General features: G+C 66.8%; 15 protein-coding genes. 7 read left to right on the forward strand and 8 right to left on the reverse strand.

The window, feature by feature from the left end; all coding sequences use genetic code 11:
* The 4 genes from Amac_RS48780 to Amac_RS48795 are packed head-to-tail and all read right to left on the reverse strand — an operon-like array spanning position 1 to position 4,722.
* Complete coding sequence (locus tag Amac_RS48780) at positions 1 to 1,029, reverse strand: ABC transporter ATP-binding protein (protein ID WP_155361248.1); 1,029 nt, start codon at positions 1,027 to 1,029, stop codon at positions 1 to 3.
* Positions 1,026 to 1,916 (reverse strand): ABC transporter permease, encoded by an 891-nt coding sequence (locus Amac_RS48785; protein WP_155361249.1) that lies wholly within the window; start codon positions 1,914 to 1,916, stop codon positions 1,026 to 1,028. The genes Amac_RS48780 and Amac_RS48785 overlap by 4 nt, the downstream gene beginning before the upstream one ends.
* On the reverse strand, positions 1,913 to 2,875 hold the full coding sequence (locus Amac_RS48790) for an ABC transporter permease (protein WP_155361250.1): 963 nt from the start codon (positions 2,873 to 2,875) through the stop codon (positions 1,913 to 1,915). The genes Amac_RS48785 and Amac_RS48790 overlap by 4 nt, the downstream gene beginning before the upstream one ends.
* Positions 2,872 to 4,722, reverse strand: coding sequence for an ABC transporter substrate-binding protein (locus Amac_RS48795; protein ID WP_155361251.1), 1,851 nt, complete (start codon positions 4,720 to 4,722; stop codon positions 2,872 to 2,874). The genes Amac_RS48790 and Amac_RS48795 overlap by 4 nt, the downstream gene beginning before the upstream one ends.
* Positions 4,723 to 4,793: 71 nt before the next feature.
* On the opposite strand from Amac_RS48795, the gene Amac_RS48800 reads away from it, so the two are divergent.
* Positions 4,794 to 6,755: a S9 family peptidase gene (locus Amac_RS48800; RefSeq protein ID WP_155361252.1), complete on the forward strand. Its 1,962-nt coding sequence runs from the start codon at positions 4,794 to 4,796 to the stop codon at positions 6,753 to 6,755.
* Here the strand turns inward: Amac_RS48800 and Amac_RS48805 are convergent.
* Together Amac_RS48805 and Amac_RS48810 are read right to left on the reverse strand one after the other, a co-directional pair.
* Positions 6,744 to 8,372 (reverse strand): class I adenylate-forming enzyme family protein, encoded by a 1,629-nt coding sequence (locus tag Amac_RS48805; RefSeq protein ID WP_155361253.1) that lies wholly within the window; start codon positions 8,370 to 8,372, stop codon positions 6,744 to 6,746. The genes Amac_RS48800 and Amac_RS48805 overlap by 12 nt on opposite strands.
* A gap of 81 nt (positions 8,373 to 8,453) precedes the next feature.
* The gene (locus Amac_RS48810) at positions 8,454 to 9,374 is read right to left on the reverse strand and encodes a winged helix-turn-helix transcriptional regulator (protein ID WP_155361254.1); all 921 of its coding nucleotides are present in this window, start codon (positions 9,372 to 9,374) and stop codon (positions 8,454 to 8,456) included.
* 102 nt (positions 9,375 to 9,476) lie between these two features.
* Here Amac_RS48810 and Amac_RS48815 point away from each other — a divergent pair, with 102 nt between their 5' ends.
* The 3 genes from Amac_RS48815 to Amac_RS48825 all read left to right on the forward strand — a co-directional run bounded on the left by Amac_RS48815 (position 9,477) and on the right by Amac_RS48825 (position 12,688).
* Positions 9,477 to 10,994 (forward strand): carotenoid oxygenase family protein, encoded by a 1,518-nt coding sequence (locus tag Amac_RS48815; protein ID WP_155361255.1) that lies wholly within the window; start codon positions 9,477 to 9,479, stop codon positions 10,992 to 10,994.
* Positions 10,991 to 11,935, forward strand: coding sequence for an LLM class F420-dependent oxidoreductase (locus tag Amac_RS48820; RefSeq protein WP_155361256.1), 945 nt, complete (start codon positions 10,991 to 10,993; stop codon positions 11,933 to 11,935). The genes Amac_RS48815 and Amac_RS48820 overlap by 4 nt, the downstream gene beginning before the upstream one ends.
* Positions 11,936 to 12,496: 561 nt before the next feature.
* Positions 12,497 to 12,688, forward strand: coding sequence for a tail-anchor membrane protein (locus Amac_RS48825; RefSeq protein ID WP_155361257.1), 192 nt, complete (start codon positions 12,497 to 12,499; stop codon positions 12,686 to 12,688).
* A 206-nt stretch (positions 12,689 to 12,894) separates the two neighbouring features.
* Here the strand turns inward: Amac_RS48825 and Amac_RS48830 are convergent, their stop codons facing one another.
* The gene (locus Amac_RS48830) at positions 12,895 to 13,209 is read right to left on the reverse strand and encodes a DUF3817 domain-containing protein (protein ID WP_155361258.1); all 315 of its coding nucleotides are present in this window, start codon (positions 13,207 to 13,209) and stop codon (positions 12,895 to 12,897) included.
* 5 nt (positions 13,210 to 13,214) lie between these two features.
* The gene (locus tag Amac_RS48835; RefSeq protein ID WP_155361259.1) at positions 13,215 to 14,042 is read right to left on the reverse strand and encodes an SURF1 family protein; all 828 of its coding nucleotides are present in this window, start codon (positions 14,040 to 14,042) and stop codon (positions 13,215 to 13,217) included.
* Between the two features lie 597 nt (positions 14,043 to 14,639).
* Here Amac_RS48835 and Amac_RS54220 point away from each other — a divergent pair.
* The 3 genes from Amac_RS54220 (at position 14,640) to Amac_RS48845 (ending at position 17,934) form a co-directional block, all read left to right on the forward strand.
* The gene (locus tag Amac_RS54220) at positions 14,640 to 14,813 is read left to right on the forward strand and encodes a hypothetical protein (protein WP_170323039.1); all 174 of its coding nucleotides are present in this window, start codon (positions 14,640 to 14,642) and stop codon (positions 14,811 to 14,813) included.
* 370 nt (positions 14,814 to 15,183) lie between these two features.
* On the forward strand, positions 15,184 to 16,641 hold the full coding sequence (locus tag Amac_RS48840) for a flavin-containing monooxygenase (RefSeq protein WP_281356417.1): 1,458 nt from the start codon (positions 15,184 to 15,186) through the stop codon (positions 16,639 to 16,641).
* A gap of 411 nt (positions 16,642 to 17,052) precedes the next feature.
* Complete coding sequence (locus Amac_RS48845; protein ID WP_155361260.1) at positions 17,053 to 17,934, forward strand: RpnC/YadD family protein; 882 nt, start codon at positions 17,053 to 17,055, stop codon at positions 17,932 to 17,934.
* Positions 17,935 to 18,033: the final 99 nt, after the last annotated feature.

An 18,033-nucleotide genomic window follows, 5' to 3' on the forward strand; every position in this document is an offset into this window, starting at 1 on the left:
TCATCGAGCACCTCGCAGATCCAGGCCAGTCTCCCCGGCACGCAAGCAGGCAGCGCTCCGGCCATCATCCGACTCGGACAACTCACGCCCGGACGGTTCGGATCCGGACGACGAGGAGAGCGCGGTCAACCCCACCTCAGAAGTCGCGCACCTCTCCACAGCGACCGGACAACGCGGATGAAAATCGCACCCACCCGGCAAATCCCCCGGAAACGGCGGATCCCCCGGCAGCCCACGCGGCGCATACCTAAACCGCTCATCCCCCACCCGCGGAAACGCCCCAGCCAGCGCCGCACTGTACGGATGCCGCGAATCATCGAACACCGCAGAAGCCGGCCCCTGCTCCACAACCTTCCCCGCATACATGACCGCGACCCGATCACACGTGGTCCCCAGCACCGACAGATCATGCGAGATCAGCACCAACGCCAACCCCAGATCCCGTACCAGTCCCCCCAGCAGCTCCAGCACCTGCGCCTGCACCATCACATCCAGCGCGGTCGTCGGCTCATCCGCGATCACCAGCCGCGGCCGGCAGGCCAGCGCCAGCGCGATCATCACGCGCTGCCGCTGCCCACCCGACAGCTGATGTGGATAATCCCTGGCCCGCCGCGCGGGCAGTCCGACCTGTTCAAGCAGCTCCCCCACCCGCCGATCCGCCTCCCGCTTGGAGGTCTTCGGCTCGTGCAGCAGGATCGGCTCGGCGATCTGCCGCCCGATGTTCTGGACCGCGTTCAGCGAATGCAACGCCCCCTGGAACACGATCGACGCCTCGGCCCACCGAATCGCCCGGAGCCGCCCGAACGACATGCCGTACACATCCTCGCCGTCGAGCAGCACCTGCCCCTCGACCTTCGCCGAGCGCGGCAGCAGCCGCAAAGCGGCGTTGGTGATGGTGGACTTGCCACACCCGGACTCCCCCGCCACCCCCAGCACCTCGCCCGGCGACACCGCCAGATCAACCCCGCGCACGGCGGGCACATCCCCGGCATAGGTGACCCGCAGGTCCTTCAGCTCAAGAAGGCTCATCGACCCTCCTTCAGGCGCGGGTTGAGCACGACCTCAAGCGCCCGCCCGACCAGGGTGAACGCCAGCACGACCAGCACCACGCAGATCCCGGGCGGCAACACGAACCACCACTCGCCGTTGGACATCGCCCCCGTGCCGTACGCGGCGTCGAGAATGTTCCCCCACGACTGCGCGGTCGGATCGCCGAGCCCGAGGAACGACAGCGTGGTCTCCGACAGGATCGCGATCGACACGGTCAGCACGACATGGGCCAGCACGACCGGCATGACGTTCGGCAGCACGTGCCGCGTCATCTGATGCCAGTCGCCCGCCCCGAGCGCTTTCGCCCTTTCCATGTACGGCCGGGACCGCACGCTCAACGTCTGCGCGCACACCAACCGTGCCGTACCAGGCCAGGAGGTGACGCCGATCACGACGATGATGTTGAACAGGGACGCGCCCAGCACGGTCGCCAGCACGATGGCCAGCGGCAGGAACGGGATCACCAGGAACCAGTCGGTGAAGCCCATCAGCAGCGAGCGCGCCCAGCCGCCGTAGAACCCGGCCATGATGCCGACCAGGGTGCCGATCACGATGGCGATCGCGGTCGCGGACAGGCCGACGATCAGCGAGACCCGGGTGCCGTGCACGAGCAGGGTCAGGATGGACAGGCCGTTCTGGTCGGTGCCGAGCCAGTAGTCGGCCGACGGCGGCTGGTGACTCTTGGCGGTGGCCTTGGCCACGTTGAGCCCGTCGGGGTCGGCCAGCAGCGGCGCGAAGATCGCGACCAGGGCGAAGACGGCCAGGATGGCGAGCCCGGCCATGGCGCTGTGGTGGGAGCGGAAGTCCCGCCAGAACCGGGCGAGCGTGGTCCGGCGGCGGGCCCAGGTGATCGATCTGGCCGTCATTGGGTGCTCACCCTCGGGTCGAGCACCGCGTAGAGCAGGTCGGCGAGCAGCGTGAACACGACCACCCCGATGGAGAACAGCAGGAACACGGCCTGGAGCAGCGGGATGTCCGGCCCGCGCAGCGCTTCATAGGAGAGCAGCCCGAGCCCGGGCCAGGAGTACACGGTCTCCACGGTGATCGCTCCCCCGATCACGAAGCCGAGGTTGAGGAAGATCAGCGTCATCGTGGGCAGCAGCGCGTTGGGCACCGCGTGCCGCCGCCTGACCAGGTCCTCCCGCAGGCCCTTGGCCCTGGCCAGCTGCAGGTAGTCCTGCCGCAGCTCGTCCACCAGGGAGGCCCGCATGATCGAGGTGTATTCGGCCAGGTAGACGATGGCCAGCGCGGTCACCGGCAGCACCATGTGCCAGGCCGTGTCCAGGACGGTGTCCAGGAACCCGGTCACGCCCGGCGTGGAGATGCCGCCGCTCGGGAAGAACGGGAGCGCGATCAGCAGCACCATGCCGACCCAGAACTCCGGCATCGCGTAGAGCGTGTTGGTGACGCCGGTGGTCACCCGGTCGAAGGTGCCGCCGCGCCGCCAGCCGCTGCGGATGCCCAGCCAGACCCCGGCCACCGAGGCGATCAGGATCGCGGTGCCGACCAGCAGCACGGTCGGCCAGACCCGCTCGGCGACCAGCTCCCAGACCGGGCGGTTGAACCGGACCGAGTTGATCGTGCTGGCGAACGGGTTGGACAGGTATTCCAGGAACTGCGCGCCGATCGGCCGGTTGAGCTCGGCGCGCAGCTTGATCAGCTGCTCGGGGGCCATGTTGCGGCCCCGCGAGTAGAGGCCGATCGGATCGCCTGGCAGCAGCCGGAACAGGAAGAAGTTGAACACCACCACGAACAGCATCGTGCCCAGCGACCAGCCGATCTTCCTGATCACGTAACCCCGGGTCCCGGTGAGGAACGCGGTCATTCCCGCTCGTCCGCGTCCGCCGTACGGCGCCTGCGGGCGACCAGCACGCCGCCCACCGCCAGTACGGCGACGGCGCCGACGATCCCGCCGATCAGGGCGGAGCTCATGCCGCCGGATTCCTCCGCTGCCGCGGCGGCCGACGCCGGTGAGGTGGCCCTGACCGGCTCGATGGAGAGGTAGGAGTGGATGCCGTACTGGAACAGCAGCGAGCCGTCCGGGTCGGGCTGCGGGACGAAGCCGGTCCACTTGTCGCTACGGTAGGCGACCAGGTCGTCGTAGTAGTAGGTCATCGCGTACGCGGCGTCGTCGTAGACCATCTGCTGCATGCGCTTGGCCAGCTCGGCGCGCTTGGCGGGGTCGGTCTCGCCGGCCTGCTCCTCGTAGAGCTTGTCGTATTCCGGGTTGCAGTAGAACGAGTCGGACAGGTCGGCGAAGATCGAGTCGCCATCCTTGTAGCTGCGCTTGCCGCAAGTGAAGACCGACATCTGGTAGTCGGGGTCGGGCTCGACCACCCAGCCCCACTCGAACATGTCGTACTCGCCCTGGCCGATGACCTCGGTGAGCGCGTCCTCCGACATCACCTTGATGGTGACGTCGATGCCGATGTCCTTGAGCCAGGTTTTCACGAACTCGCCGGTGGCCTGGGATTCCTCGCTGCTGTCCCGGACGAACAGGCGCAGCGCCAGCTTCTTGCCGTCCTTCTCGCGTACGCCGTCGGCGCCCTTCGGGTATCCGGCGGCGTCCAGGAGCTGGTTGGCCTTGGCCGGGTCGAAGTTCTGCTTGTTGGCGGGGTCGAGGTGCAGGGCCGGATACACCGGCGGGATGAAGGTGTCGGCGGGCGAGCCGTTGCCGCCCAGCACCCGGTTGACCAGGACGTCGCGGTCGATGGCGTGCGAGATGGCGAGGCGGACCTGCTTGTCCTTGAGCGCGGGGTGGCCGTCGCCGATCGGGGTGCCGTCGGCGAGGGCGGCGCCGGTGTTGAAGGCGATCTCGTCGAAGCCCGAGTAGGCGGAGCCCCTGGTGGTGATGCCGGGCTTGTTCTTCAGCGATTCGAGGACGTTGCTCTGCAGGTCGTACGCGAAGTCGATCTCCCCCCGGGTGAGCGCCTGGGCTTCGGCGTCGGCGTTGAGGAAGACCCGGAAGACCAGCTCGTCGATCTTGGGCGCGCCGCGCCAGTACTCCTTGTTCGCCTCGAACCGGAGGAACTGCCCCTTGCGCCGCTCGATCAGCCGGAACGGCCCGGACCCGACGATCGCCTGGCCGTTCTCCGGCTCGTTGGCGAACGACTTGACCTCGGTGCCGTCGATGTCCTTCCAGATGTGCTCCGGCAGGATCGGGACGGCCAGCCGCTCCATGATCGGCGTCGGCTTCTTCACGTGCAGCACCAACGTCGTGTCATCGGTGGCCTCGGCCCGCTCGATGTTGGTGACGTAGTTGCCGTAGTTGGTCTGCTCGAAATCGCCGTTGATGATCCGGTTGAAGGTGTAGGCGGCGTCCCTGGCCGTCAGCGGCTGCCCGTCCGACCATTTCACCCCGGCCCGAATCTTGTAGCTCCAGCTCTTCTTGTCCGGCGCCTCCTGGTACGACTCCGCCAGGCTGGGCATCGCCGACACGTCCTTGGGGCTGGACGTGACCAGGTAGTCGTACATCAGGGCATAAGCCTCGTACGCCTCGACCACGATGCCGGTGAACGGGTTCGTGGAGTCCACATCGGACAGGATGCCGACGGTGAAGGTGACCTTCCCCTGCGACGGGGCGGGCGACTGCGCGAGCGCGGTCGCGGCGGGCGCCGTCAGCAGCCCGGCGGCGAGCGCGACGCTCAGAGCTCTTCTGACGAGGTGGTGCATATCGTCCTCCGGGGGCGGGAGTCGATCCGAGGTCTTGACTGGTCAATCAGTCGGTTGGGTACTGTCCTGCCATGACACAGCCCCCCATCGCTCCCCGTAGACCGGTGGTGCACCGGCTGCACGGGATCGAGCGAATCGACGACTACGACTGGATGCGCGACCCGGAGGCGGCGCGCGAGACCTTGCTCGCCGAGCGGCGGCACTATGCGGCGGAGACCGCCCATCTGGCCCCCTTTCGGCAGGTTCTCGCGGCCAAAATGGCTGGACGGACGCCCGAGACTGAGTCTTCAGTCAGTTGGCGTCATGGGGCTTTTGTCTACTACACCCAGATTGAAACTGGAAGGGAGTTTGGTGACTTCTGTCGAAAGCGTGATGCTTCTGATGGCGGTTCTGTGCTGCTGAATCTCGACGAGCTGGCAGCGGCGGGTTACGTGGAGTTGGGCGTCCGGGAGGTGAGCCCGTGCGGGCGGTTCCTGGCGTATTCGGTGGATACGAGCGGGGATGAGGTGTACGAACTCCGGTTCCGCGATCTGGAGACGGGGGTGGATCTTCCTGATCGGGTGGCGGGGACGTACTACACGGGGGCGTGGTCTGCGGATTCGTCGAGTTTCTTCTACACGGTGGTGGATGAGTGTTATCGGCCTTATGAGGTGCGGCGTCATGTTCTGGGGGGTGGGGACGCCGTTGTGCTGACTGAGCCGGATCGGCGGTTCGAGGTGACGGTCGAGGCGACGCGGTCAGGGGCGTACATCGCGATCACGGCGGCCAATCGGGACACCACCGAGGTGTGGTTGATCCCCGCAGCGACCCCGGAGGCGGAGTCGCGCTCGGTGCGGGGGCGGACGCCGCGGGTCGAATACCGGGTGGATCACGACGCGACGAACGATCGCCTGGTCATCACGACCGATGACGGCTGGCCGGAGTTCCGGGTGGACCATGAGCTGGTCACTCCGAATCCGGCCGAACGTGTCTACCGGACCGACTGTTTCGCCGGATATATCGTCATATCTCTGCGCAGGGGTGGGGAGCCGCTGCTCCGGGTCGTCCCGATGGATGGAACCGAGCCCTGGGAGATCCACCCGGAGACCACCGCGGGCCGGATCGCGCTCGTGCACAACCACGACTACGACACGACCGAGATCCTGATCGAGACCGGCTCCTACAGCGAGCCCACCCGCTGGTCCACGGTCGACCTCGCCACCCGCGAGCGCACGGTGCTCAAAACCGCCGAAACCCCCGGCTACGACCCCGCCGGCTACGTCAGCGAACGCCACTGGGCCCCCGCCCCCGACGGCGTCATGATCCCCGTCACCGTCGTCCGCCGCCGCGACGTCCCTCTCGACGGCACCGCGCCCTGCCTGCTGTACGGCTACGGCGCCTACGAAGCCGTCTTCGACTTCACCTGGGAAGCCCCTCTTTCCGTGCTCCTGGACGAAGGCGTGATCTTCGCCCACGCCCACATCCGCGGCGGCGGCGAGATGGGCCGAGCCTGGTGGCAATCCGGACGCCTCACCGCCAAACCCACCACCTTCTCCGACCACGTCGCCGTGGCAGCCTGGCTGGAAGGCAAGGTCACCACCATCGCCACCCGCGGCCTCTCCGCCGGCGGCCTGCTCATGGCCGCCGTGTACGGCATGCGCCCCTGGGCCGCCGTCATCGCCGAGGTCCCCTTCGTCGACGTGGTCACCACCATGCTCGACGACACGATCCCGCTCACAGTCAACGAATGGGAGGAGTGGGGCGACCCCCGCAAACCCAAAGACTTCGCCTCCATGCTCGCCTACTCCCCCTACGACAACATGCTTATCCCGGAAACCAAGACCCCCCTGCTGGTCACCGGAGCCGTCAACGACCCCCGCGTCCTGGTCCGCGAACCCGCCAAATGGGTCGCCAAACTCCGCGCCCACGGAGCGAACGTGCTCTTCCGGGTCGAGGTAGAAGACGGTGGGCACACCGGACCGAGCGGCCGATATGCCCACTTGGACTACGAAGCGGAGATCTACGCCTTCATCCTGCGGGCGCTACAGCAGTGACTCGCGGAGCTCGCGCTTGAGGATCTTGCCGACGGCATTGCGGGGAAGAGCTTCCACGATCTCCAGGCGTTCCGGCAGCTTGTACGAGGCGATGCCGGTGGCCCGCAGGAACTCGATCACGGACTCCAGCGTGATCTCAGTGTCCGGTTTGGTGACCACGAGCACGCAAACCCGCTCGCCCAGCACCTCGTCGGGGTAGCCGACCACGGCCGATTCGGCCACGGCGGGATGCCCGGCCAGCAGGGCCTCCAGCTCGGCGGGGGCGATGTTCATGCCGCCCCGGATGACCAGATCCTTGGTCCGGTCCACGTACCGCAGGTAGCGGTCGCCCGCCAGCTCGAAGACGTCTCCGGTGATCAGGTAGCCGTCGTCGTCGAAGGGGTCGGCTTCCGCCGTACCGGCCAGGTAGCCGGCGAAGACGGTCGGGCCGGAGAGACGCAGCTCGCCGGGCACGCCCTCGCCCGCGACCTCGGTGCCGTCGGCGGCGACCAGCTTGACCTTGGTGCCGCCGAGGGTGCCCGGCCAGGTGGTGCCGGGAGCGTCGGGGCGGGGGAAGAAGCGGGCGCGGTCGTCCGGGTCGGGCATGGTGTCGGGGTCGGAGAGCAGCGCGATGCCCTCGTTGGAGCCGAAGAAGTTGATGATCGCGATGCCGTGCTTCTCCTGCCAGCCGCGCACCATCGGCGGCGGCAGCGGGGCCGAACCCGAGCCGATCCTGCTCAGCGAGGAGATGTCGAACTGGGCCAGCACTTCCGGCTTGTGCAGCAGCAGGGTGAGCAGCGCGGGCGGCGCGAGCGTGTAGGTGACCCGCTCGGTGGCGATCTGCGTGAGGTAGACGGGCAGCTCGAACGGGTGGTGCTGGACCAGGGTGCAGCCGGTGCGCAGCCACGGCAGCATGACGCCGCCGATCCCGGCCATGTTGACCATGGGGAACGGGTTCAGCACGACGTCGTCGGCGGTGAGACCGGCCGCGTCGGCGCAGGTCCAGGCGACCGCGAGCCAGTCGTAGTGGCAGCGCGGCACGCCCTTCGGGGTGGCCTCGGTGCCGGAGGTCCAGCAGATCGTGACGCAGTCGTTCGGGTCCCGCTCGAAGCTCTTGAGGTGCGCGTCCAGCGTCGCCGGGTCCGCGGTCGCGGTCTCCAGCTCGCCGCCCCAGGCCAGCACCTCCCGCATCGACGGCACGGCCAGCTCACCGATGCCCCCCGCCCGATCGGCGGCGGTGACGAAGACGCTGACGTTGGCGAGCACGCCGAGCTGGGTGAGCTCGTATTGCCGGTATTGCACCGGGAAAGGGGCGACGATCGCGCCGATCCGGATTCCGGCCAGCATGGTCACGGTGAGCTCGACGCTGTTGGGCAGCTGGACCGCCACCACGTCGTCCACGCCGACGCCGTGCCCGAGCAGCACTCCGGCCACGCGATCGACTTCGGCGTCCAGGTCAGCCCAGGTCAGCCGCTTGGGCACGCCGCCCATCAGGGCGGGTTTGTTGGGCGGGTCGACCACCGCGAGCCCATCGGGCCGCTCGGCCGCCCGCGCCCGTAAGAGCCGGTCGATCGTGTCGTCGGTCCACCAGCCTTCACCGGTGTAACGCTCCACGTGGTCTTTCGGGTGCAGCCTCATTGCGACTCCCGCGCTCGATGTTCCCGAGACCCTACGAAAGCGAATCGCCTCGGTCAACATATGTCGGGCTATACCGAGAAATCACGTGATGAAGTGGACTTCGCGGCGTTCGAGGGTGTCGCCGCAGGCCGTACAGAGCAGGACCGGGGTGAGGGCGGAGCCGCAGCTGTGGTGGGTGATGGTGAGTTCGGAGCCCGGCGGGGCCGGGAGTTCGCGCTGGGCCCAGGTGACCAGGAACGCGAAGACCTGGAAGAACGCCAGGCCGCGTTCGGTGAGGCGGTAGTGGCCGCCGATCAGCTGGAAGACGCCCAGCTCGACGAAGCGGCGCAGCCGGTCGGTGAGGACCGAGGGCGCGATGCCCAGTTCGGCCTGGAAGTCGCCGAACCGGCGCGAGCCGAGGAAGGCGGCGGCGAGCACGCTGGTGCTCCAGCGGTCGCCGAGGATCTCCATCGCGTCCGGGCAGTAGCCGCTGAAGTCGGTCCGGGAGGCGAGCGTGCGGCGGTGTTGCCGGGGCAGCCCGACCCGGGCGAAGGTGGCCAGCGGCCCGCGCACGGTCCGGGTGTCGCGCGCGGTCATCGCCTCCCGGCAGACGCCACAGGCCAGGTACGCCCGCGTCTCGTTGCCGCAGATGTCGTGAATGAGTGGCGGCTGCGGCCGATCCGTCCAGGCGCGTTCCCAGGAGTAGATGGCGACCAGCAGCGACCACAGATCGAGGCCGCGTTCGGTGAGCCGGTATTCGTAGCGGGTGCGGCCGTTGCGGTAGGCGGCGGTGGTGAAGATCCCGTGCGCGAGGAGTTCCTTGAGCCGGGAGGCGAGCACGGATTCGGAGATCCGCAGCTCATCCCGCCAGCCCGCGAAGGTGCGGACCCGCAGCAGGAAGGCCCGCTGCAGAATCAGGAGCACCCAACGGTCGCCGAGAATGGCCAGACCCTGCCCGATCGCGCTGAGTTCTATCGCGGTGTCACGCTCTACTGTCGCCGTCGGGGTTTGCACACCCGGCATGGGAACTCCGGTCTTTCTGTACACCAGTGGAAAGTGTCCACTCTAAAGGGCTCATTGACTAGCTGACTTTTGTTATCGTAGTGTCTCATTATGGCACAACCCATGACGGTCCCTTCGGTGATCATGGACGAGTCCGGCGAGCCGAACCCCTACCTGCTGGGTGTGTACGCCCCGGTCCAGGAAGAGATCACTGCGGCGGACCTCAAGGTCATCGGCGAGATCCCGGCCGACCTGAACGGCGTCTACCTGCGCAACGGGCCCAACGCGCGGTTTCCCATGCGGGGGCGTTATCACTGGTTCGACGGCGACGGCATGGTGCACGCGATGCACTTCGAGGACGGCCGGGCGCGTTACCGGAACCGGTACGTCCGGACCAAGGCGTACCAGGCCGAGACCGATCGGTCGTTGTGGACCGGGGTGATGGAGAACCCCAAGGGGAATCCGTTCGGGAACACGCGAGGGTTGAACCTCAAGGATTCCGCCAATACCGATCTGATCTATCACCGGGGGAAGGTGCTGGCGACCTGGTATCTGTGCGGGTCGCCGTACCAGTTGGATCCGTTGTCGCTGGAGACGCTGGGGGTCGAGACCTTTCTCGACACGCTGACCGGGGACTTCATGGCGCATCCGAAGGTGGATGAGCGGACTGGGGAGCTGTTCTGGTTCGATTACGGGCCGCGGCCGCCGTACCTGCGGTATGGGGTGGTGGGCGCGGGTGGCGCGGTCGAGCACTGCGTGGAGCTGGAGCTGCCCGGGGCGCGGCTGCCGCATGACATGTCCATCACCGAGAACTACGCCATCCTCATGGATCTGCCGCTTTATCAGGACATGGAGGCCGCGCGTCAGGGGCGGTACAAGCTGACCTTCAACCGGGAGCTTCCGTCCAGGTTCGGGGTGATCCCGCGGCGCGGGACCGCCGACCAGATCCGCTGGTTCGAGGCTCGGCCGTGCTACATCTACCACGTCATCAACTCGTGGGAGACCGGCGACGAGATCGTCCTGGACGTCTGCCGGGTCAGCCGCCCCGCGCCCAAGGGCGACGGCGGTCCGTTGGCCCGCATGATCTCCTACCTGAAGCTGGACGCCCGGCTCTACCGGTACCGCTTCAACCTGGTCACCGGCCAGACCAGCGAAGGCTACGTGGACGGCGACCACAACACCGAGTTCCCCAGCATCGACGCCCGCCTCACCGGGCAGCGGAGCCGCTACTCGTATAACGTCTCCGTCATGGACGCCGACACCAACCTTTTCAACGGTCTGGTGAAATACGACAACCTGACCGGCGCCAAGCAGGAGTACTACTACGGCGACCACCGCTACGGCAGCGAGGCCCCCTTCGCTCCCCGCGACGGCTCGACCGCCGAAGACGACGGCTACCTGGTCACCTTCGTCACCGACGAACGCGAAGGCACCTCCGAAGTCCAGATCCTGAACGCCACAGACATCACGCAAGGCCCGATCGCGCGGGTCCTGCTGCCCCAGCGGGTCCCACTCGGCTTCCACGCCACCTGGGTACGCGCCGACCAGTACCGCAACGCCGAGAACTCCGGCACCCAGAACGCTGCCGCCGAGAACCCTGTTGGTCAGAGCGGCAACGGTCGCTCCGGGGAGTCCGTGTGAAGCTGACGGTCTCCCTCGGGTTCTGGCAGGACCGCCCGGCGGAGGAGGCGCTGCGCACCGCCCAGGCGGCCGACGAACTCGGCTACCCCGAGGTCTGGGTCGGCGAGATGGCCACGTATGACGCGTTCGCGCTGGCGACCGCGATCGGCTTGGCCACCTCCAGGATCGCCCTGACCATCGGCCCGCTGGCGGTCGCGGTCCGCGACCCCATGATGATCGCCATGGGCGCGGCCTCCGTAGCCGACCTCACCGGATGTCCGGTCCGGGTCGCGCTCGGCACCTCCAGCCCTCTCGTGGTGGAACGCTGGCACGGCCGCCCCCACGCCGGCTCCACCAAAGCCCTGTCCGAAGCCGTCGACGCCCTCCGCCCCCTCCTGGACGGCGCGAAATCCGAGCACCCCCGCAGCCAGGGCTACCGGCTCCGCCTCCCCGCACCACACTCCGACCTCACCGTCGCCGCCTTCGGTCCCGCCGCCGTCCGCATCGCCTCCCGCGCCGACCGCATGGTCCTCAACCTGATCACCCCCGCCTCCGCCGCCCGCCTGATCGCCGACCTACGCGCCCTCACCGGCACCACCCGCGTAGCCGCCTGGGTCACCGCCGCGGCAGACCCCGACCAGGCCGCCATCGAACAGATCCGCCGCGCCATCGTCGGCTACCTCGCCGCTCCCGGCTACGGCGAAATGTTCGCCGAAGCAGGCTTCCCCGACGTAGTCGACTACGCCCGAACCCGCCCCCACCCCCGCGACCTCCTCACCGCAATCCCCGACAAACTCCTCGAATCAGTCGCCCTCCTCGGCGACTCCATCGAATCCCGCCTGGCCGAGTACGCAGCAGCGGGCGTGGACGAGGTGGCCATCGTCCCCGTCAGCACGGAGAAGGACCCCGGCGGGGCTCAGACGCTCCGCGCCCTCGCAGCACTCAACTCCGAATCCGTTTGAGCGGGCATGCAACGTCCAGCGAACGCCGCAGACGTACTGAGCGATGGGGACGAGGCACAGCTGGTGGACGCTGTCCAATTTCGTCCCGGTTCTGAGTTCTCGAGGGCGTTCTATCGCGAGATCGTCGGGCCTGCCGGGCGGGTGACGCACGGGCGGCGTGGGGTGGCGGTACAGGCCCACGTGATCACCGCGAACGAGAAGGCCGCCGATCAAGAGAAACTGAGCGTCCTAGGACGCTCCGTGCCCTCGCCCCACTCAACTCCGAATCCGTCGAGCGGGCATAGAACGTCCAGCGAATGCCGCAGTCGTATTGGGGTGGCGGTGCTGGCCGAGGGATCGCCGCGTGGGTCGTCGATCAGGAGGATCTGGTGTCGATTGCCGCGCGGAGCGAGTGACCCTTCTCAACAAGCCGGGCTGCCGACCTGTCCCTGCCTCTTGTGCGCGAGATCACCCGCGGGAAAATCAGAGAGACCGGCCGCGGACGCGTTCCTGAACTTGTGAAGCGCGGCGAGAGCATCCATGGGGCAGTATTGAGATGTATCGCGAAACGAAGGGGCCGACATGTCGCCACTCGGGAAGTACTACATCGGTGCGGGCGTGGGCTCGCTGCTCGCCATCTGGCTGTTGCCTGGCCTGATCTCCTGGCTCGTCGTGATCGGCCTGCTGGCCGCGCCCGCCGTGGCCTACTTCATGCTGGACGAATCCCAGCGCAAGCGGCTGCGCAGAATCCGCCGCCGGGGCATCGGGAGCTGACACTCGACCACTACCTGGCCGCGTACCAAGCGGGAACCTGACCGGCGCACCCGGTCGTGCTACACGGCCGCACTCCATGCGGGCACCTGAGCGGCGCACCCGGTCTGCGCCGCCGGTCCCGCGTCTTTGTCCGGCACTCCTTTTGCGGCCTTCGCTACGCGGCAGGCTGGGCGGCAGGCTGGGCGGCGCTCACTACGCGGCGTTCGCTACACGGCAGGCTGGGCGGCGAGCTCACGGTGCACGCGGTCGGTGACGCGGCGCTCGAAGACGAACGACAGGAACGGGATCGTGCCGGCCAGCATCACGCCCAGGATGTACGCCCACGACCAGCGGGCCTTCATGCCCAGGTTGACGGCGGCAACCAGGTAGACCATGTAGAGGAAGCCGTGGATCGGTGACACGATCTTGGACGGGCCCTCGATGTCGAAGCCGTAGCGCAAGATGATGCAGGTGGTCAGCACCAGCAGCATGACGCCAACGACGTAGGCCATGACGCGGAACGGTTTGAGGGCGGAGTCCACGATTACTACCTGCTCACGGGTTCGGGGTGGGAGTCGGATTCCGGATCGGGTTCCGGGGTGGATTCGGGGTTGGTCAAAGATACCCGCGGCGTTCTGGCGGTTCGGACGGCGTCGCGGACGAAGTGCCACCACATGAAGACGGCGAACAGGGCAAAGATCCACCATTGGGCCGCGTAGGCAAGGTTGCGCCAGGTCAGGGCCGCGCCTTGGGTGGGTGGGGGGACGGCCACGGGGGTCGCGGTCAGCGGCGGTTCCTGGGTGGCGGCAATGAGGAAGCCGTCGTGTAGGGGACCGTCCCAGAGGTTGATGAGTTGCGCGGTGGAGACGGTCGCGACCTGGCCTTCAGGCAGGGCGCCGCTGCGCTGCACCGCATCGCTTTGATCCGGCGGGCGCAATCGCCCGGTCACCTTCACCGACTCGGCCGGTACGGCTACCGCCGGATCCTGCGGCGTCCCAACCCAGCCCCGGACGACAGCCAATGTGCTTCCATCGTCGAGCCGCAGCGGCGTGAGCAACCAGAATCCCGCGCCACTGGCGGCCCTGCCTCCGACCGCTTCCACATCCGGTCGGCGGTCGGCGACCAGCAGTTGCCCGGCCGCGTCGTAGACGCCTTCGGCGACCACCTGCCGCCCCGCCAGGTCGCTGGTAAGCCGCTGCCCAACCCGGCTCAGCGACTCCACAGCCACCGGGGCCGGGTCTGCGGCCGCCGCCGGGCGCCCGGATTCCTCAAACACGGCCAACTGCCAGCGCCCGAGCAGAGTAAAAGCCACCAGAACCCCGATCACCAGCAGGTGAAGAACCACCAGCCGGAGAGAGAACAGGGTACGCAGCATGGCTAACACGGTATCCGGCACCACCGACAGTCCGCCCACGGGCACCGGTATGAACGACCATCCAGCCCACACTCCAAAGACCTACCGCCAGCCCACCACAGGCAAGCCATCCACCAGCCGCATCTTCAGGACCTACAAGTGAGCCCTCGGCCAGCCCACCCCAAGACCCACCGCCGCCGCAGGTAAGCCATCCACCAGCCCACGTCCTCAAAACCTACGAGTGAGCCGCCGGCCAGCCCAAACCCACGAGACCTATCGCCATCCCCCATCAGCCGGACTTCGTTTCCGATGTTGTTCACCACACCCTCAAGACCTACCGCCATCCCCCACGGGCAAGCCATCCACCAACCGCGTCCTCAGGACCCATGGGTGAGCCGCTGGCCAGCCCGCACCTCCCAAGAGTTACCGTCGGCCCACACGGATAAGCCGTCCGTCAGACCGTGTCGTCACTTCGCCTCCATCCCGCTAGCCCATCCATGCGTACCGGGGTGGGCCAGTCCGCGTCCTGAAGGGCTACCGGCGCTCCACCCATCAGTGGTGTCGCAATTCCGACAAACAGGTGTCATGTGCGCAGGGTGTGTCGCTAGAGTTTCTTTCATGTCCGACCCTCAGGTTGACCCAGCCGGGAACACGCAGCAGTTCAAGGCATTCGCCCGCCAGCAGGAGACGGCGTCCGCCCAGGAACCGCCGTCCCGGCTTCCGATCTGGATCGCCGTCGGCGTCGCGCTTCTTGTCGTGATCGCCGTCGTCGCGTACCTCGCGATCGGCTGACAACCTCATAAGCAACCGCCGACGACCGCGCCCGTCGGCGGTTTTGTCATGCTCGGGAGCAGATCGTGACCGATCACGCCGTGCCCCCGGTCGGCCGCGGTTCTGGATGGCCGAGCGGGTGGCCATCATCGCCGCCATAGAGCACTTCACCGCCGTGCTGGGCTGCGCGGCCCCGGGGCGGGGGCGCGGGAGCCCGAGCGGGGGCGCGGGATGCCAGGCCTCTGGACGAAGCCGGGGTGGACGTGGTCATGATGGACTTACTGCGCTGGCACGGCTGCGGCCTGGGTCCATCCTCGGGACGAGGGTGATCTCCGGCTAGCCCTGGCTACATCCGGGTGTCGGCCGTGCATCGGGAGTTCCGGGAGGGCCAGTGGGGATAACGATCATCGGCTCGGGCTTCGCTGGAATCGGCATGGCGATCAAGCTCAAGGCGGCGGGGTACCACGACTTCGTCATCCTGGAGAAGGCCGCGGAACTGGGCGGAACCTGGCGCGACAACACCTACCCCGGATGCGCCTGCGACGTGCCGTCCCACTTCTACTCGTACTCATTCGAGCTCAACCCCGGCTGGACTCGGATGTTCTCCCCACAAGAGGAAATCTGGGCCTACCTACGACGATGCGTCGAAAAATACGGCCTTGAGAAGCACTTTCGCTTCGGTACGGAAGTCACTGGCCTGGAGTACGACGACACGGCCAACCAATGGCAGATCGCCACGGGAACTGGAACGACGTTCCGCACCAACGCGGTGATCTCCGGGATCGGTGCGCTTCACATCCCGTCATATCCCGAAATTTCGGGACGTGAGTTGTTCGGAGGGCCTGCCTTCCACTCCGCCGAATGGGATCACTCCGTCGATCTCACCGGCAAGCGGGTTGCCGTCATCGGGACCGGCGCCTCCGCGATCCAGTTCATTCCCAAGATCGCCCAACAGGCCGCCAGCCTGCATATTTTCCAGCGCACCGCCCCCTGGGTCCAACCCAAACCCGACATCCCCGTCCCCACTCGCCTCCGCCGAGCCCTGCACCTCCCAGGCGCCACCCGCGCCTTCCGCAACACGATCTACTGGCTCCTGGAAACTCGCGCTCTCGGCTTCGCCCTGGACCCCAAACTCATGAAAGTCCACCGAATCCTTGCCGAACGCCACCTGGCCAACCAGATCCAGGACCCGGCCCTGCGCGCCCGGCTCACCCCCGACTACACCATCGGCTGCAAGCGCATCCTGCTCTCCAACGACTACTATCCGACCCTGACCAGGCCCAACGTCGAACTGATCACCAACGGCATCACCGAGATCCGCGACCACACGATCGTCGCGGGCTCCCGCGAAGTTCCCGTCGATGTGATCATCTACGGCACCGGCTTCAAGGTCGTCGACGCCCTCCATGAGCAGCGCATCATCGGCAGAAACGGCCTGAAGATCCAGGAAGCCTGGCGGCACGGCATCGAGGCCTACCACGGCATCACCACCCCCGGCTTCCCGAACCTCTTCTTCCTGCTCGGCCCCAACACCGGCTCCGGCCACACCTCGGTCATCTTCATGATCGAAGCCCAGGTCCGCTACATCATGAGCTGCCTGCGCCTGCTCTCCCGCGCCAAGGCCGCCGCCATGGACGTAACCCCCGAGGCCTCCCGCGCCTACAACGACCGCCTACAAGAACGCCTAGAACGCCTCGTCTGGTCCAAAGGCGGCTGCCGCAGCTGGTACCTAGACGAACACGGCAAAAACCGCACCCTCTGGCCCGGCTTCACCTTCGAATACTGGGCCAAAACCCTCAAAGCAAACCCAAACGCCTACAAACTCCTCAAGCCGTCCCCAGACCTATAGGCCCCACCCACCCAGCCCCTTGTTTCTTTCGGGCTCCGCCCGACCCCGTCATCGCTGTGGCTCCCCTCACGAAACGACAGCCACAGGGTTCTCCAACCCACCCGGACCGTTGTCTACCCTCGGTCTCCGCCCCCTGCCACCCCTCGCTGGCGGAGACGTGACCATAGCTCACATGGCCAAGCAAATCACCACAGGCTCCGCCGTCCCCGTAAGCGGGGAGACGTGGCCATAGCCACATTTCATTCCTTCCGACTAAATCAATAGCCACCGCATATTCATCCCGTGCTACTCTCTAAAGCATATAGAGACCCTATGCACCACGAAGAATGCGGTCACATGCCCTAACCCACACAATCGTAATAGATCAGAACTTGGCGCAATTGGCTGTGCGCCTTTAGTAATGCTCCGGCCATGGTTAGTGCAACCCACGAAGGTCTCATCGGTATCGCCACCCTCGACCCCGGCCGAACCGCCCACGCCCTTCGTACTCTTTTCGAGCTCTCCATCCCCTCAACCGAAGACGCCCGCATCATTTCCGGCGATATCACCCAGCGCGCACCCACCGAATACCGCGCCGACGCCGCCATCCTCTACGGCACCAAGAGCGACCGCCTCGGCGTCATCGTCGAGGTGCAGCTCCACACGGACCAGCACAAGCGCATAAGCTGGCCCGCCTGCATCACCAGTCTCCGCGCCCGTGACAAATGCCCTACCTGTCTCGTGGTCATCTGCCAGGACAGAGCCACCGCTACCTGGGCCGCCACTCCCATCGAGATCGGCCACCCGGGCCTCACCCTGGTCCCCCTGGTGATCGGCCCCGACAACACCCCCGTAATCACCGACCTCGCCGAAGCCATCAGCAATATCGGCTTGGCCGCGATCTCCGCCATAACCCACAACAACCACCCCGAAATCGACACCATCCTGAGGACTTTCACCGAGGCCCTGGCCACAATCGACCCGGACACGGCCCCCCGGTACGCTGAGTACGTCACCACATCACTGACCGGACCCGCGCAGAAGGAGATGGAAAGGCTCATGGCCACACAAAGCTTCCTCTACCAACACGAATACGCCCAGAAGCTCCTAGCAGAGGGCAAGGCGGAAGGTAAGGCCGAAGGTGCGGTGGAGAAGGAAACGCGGATACTCCTGATGATGGTGGAGACCCGAGAAATCACGCTCTCGGAAGATGAGCGTCAGCGCATTCTCGAGTGCGGCGATGAGACCGTGCTCGATTCCTGGGTCAAGCGGGCCATGTTCGCTGATTCGGCTAAAGAGATCTTCGAGGACTAGATCCAGTCCCAGGGGGACAGACCACAACTGCAGTCCCTCCCCCCACCATCCCAAGCCTTCTTGAGACCGGTTGGTCCCACCCACCCATCCCTGCGCTTT

This window comes from Acrocarpospora macrocephala (assembly GCF_009687865.1).
Lineage (GTDB): Bacteria > Actinomycetota > Actinomycetes > Streptosporangiales > Streptosporangiaceae > Acrocarpospora > Acrocarpospora macrocephala.

Excerpts from the sequence above, each read along its gene's own strand:
- Amac_RS48780 (WP_155361248.1), bottom strand. The coding sequence starts at position 1,029 with ATGAGCCTTCTTGAGCTGAAGGACCTGCGGGTCACCTATGCCGGGGAT.
- Amac_RS48785 (WP_155361249.1), bottom strand. The coding sequence starts at position 1,916 with ATGACGGCCAGATCGATCACCTGGGCCCGCCGCCGGACCACGCTCGCC.
- Amac_RS48790 (WP_155361250.1), bottom strand. The coding sequence starts at position 2,875 with ATGACCGCGTTCCTCACCGGGACCCGGGGTTACGTGATCAGGAAGATC.
- Amac_RS48795 (WP_155361251.1), bottom strand. The coding sequence starts at position 4,722 with ATGCACCACCTCGTCAGAAGAGCTCTGAGCGTCGCGCTCGCCGCCGGG.
- Amac_RS48800 (WP_155361252.1), top strand. The coding sequence starts at position 4,794 with ATGACACAGCCCCCCATCGCTCCCCGTAGACCGGTGGTGCACCGGCTG.
- Amac_RS48805 (WP_155361253.1), bottom strand. The coding sequence starts at position 8,372 with ATGAGGCTGCACCCGAAAGACCACGTGGAGCGTTACACCGGTGAAGGC.
- Amac_RS48810 (WP_155361254.1), bottom strand. The coding sequence starts at position 9,374 with ATGCCGGGTGTGCAAACCCCGACGGCGACAGTAGAGCGTGACACCGCG.
- Amac_RS48815 (WP_155361255.1), top strand. The coding sequence starts at position 9,477 with ATGACGGTCCCTTCGGTGATCATGGACGAGTCCGGCGAGCCGAACCCC.
- Amac_RS48825 (WP_155361257.1), top strand. The coding sequence starts at position 12,497 with ATGTCGCCACTCGGGAAGTACTACATCGGTGCGGGCGTGGGCTCGCTG.
- Amac_RS48835 (WP_155361259.1), bottom strand. The coding sequence starts at position 14,042 with ATGCTGCGTACCCTGTTCTCTCTCCGGCTGGTGGTTCTTCACCTGCTG.
- Amac_RS54220 (WP_170323039.1), top strand. The coding sequence starts at position 14,640 with ATGTCCGACCCTCAGGTTGACCCAGCCGGGAACACGCAGCAGTTCAAG.
- Amac_RS48845 (WP_155361260.1), top strand. The coding sequence starts at position 17,053 with ATGGTTAGTGCAACCCACGAAGGTCTCATCGGTATCGCCACCCTCGAC.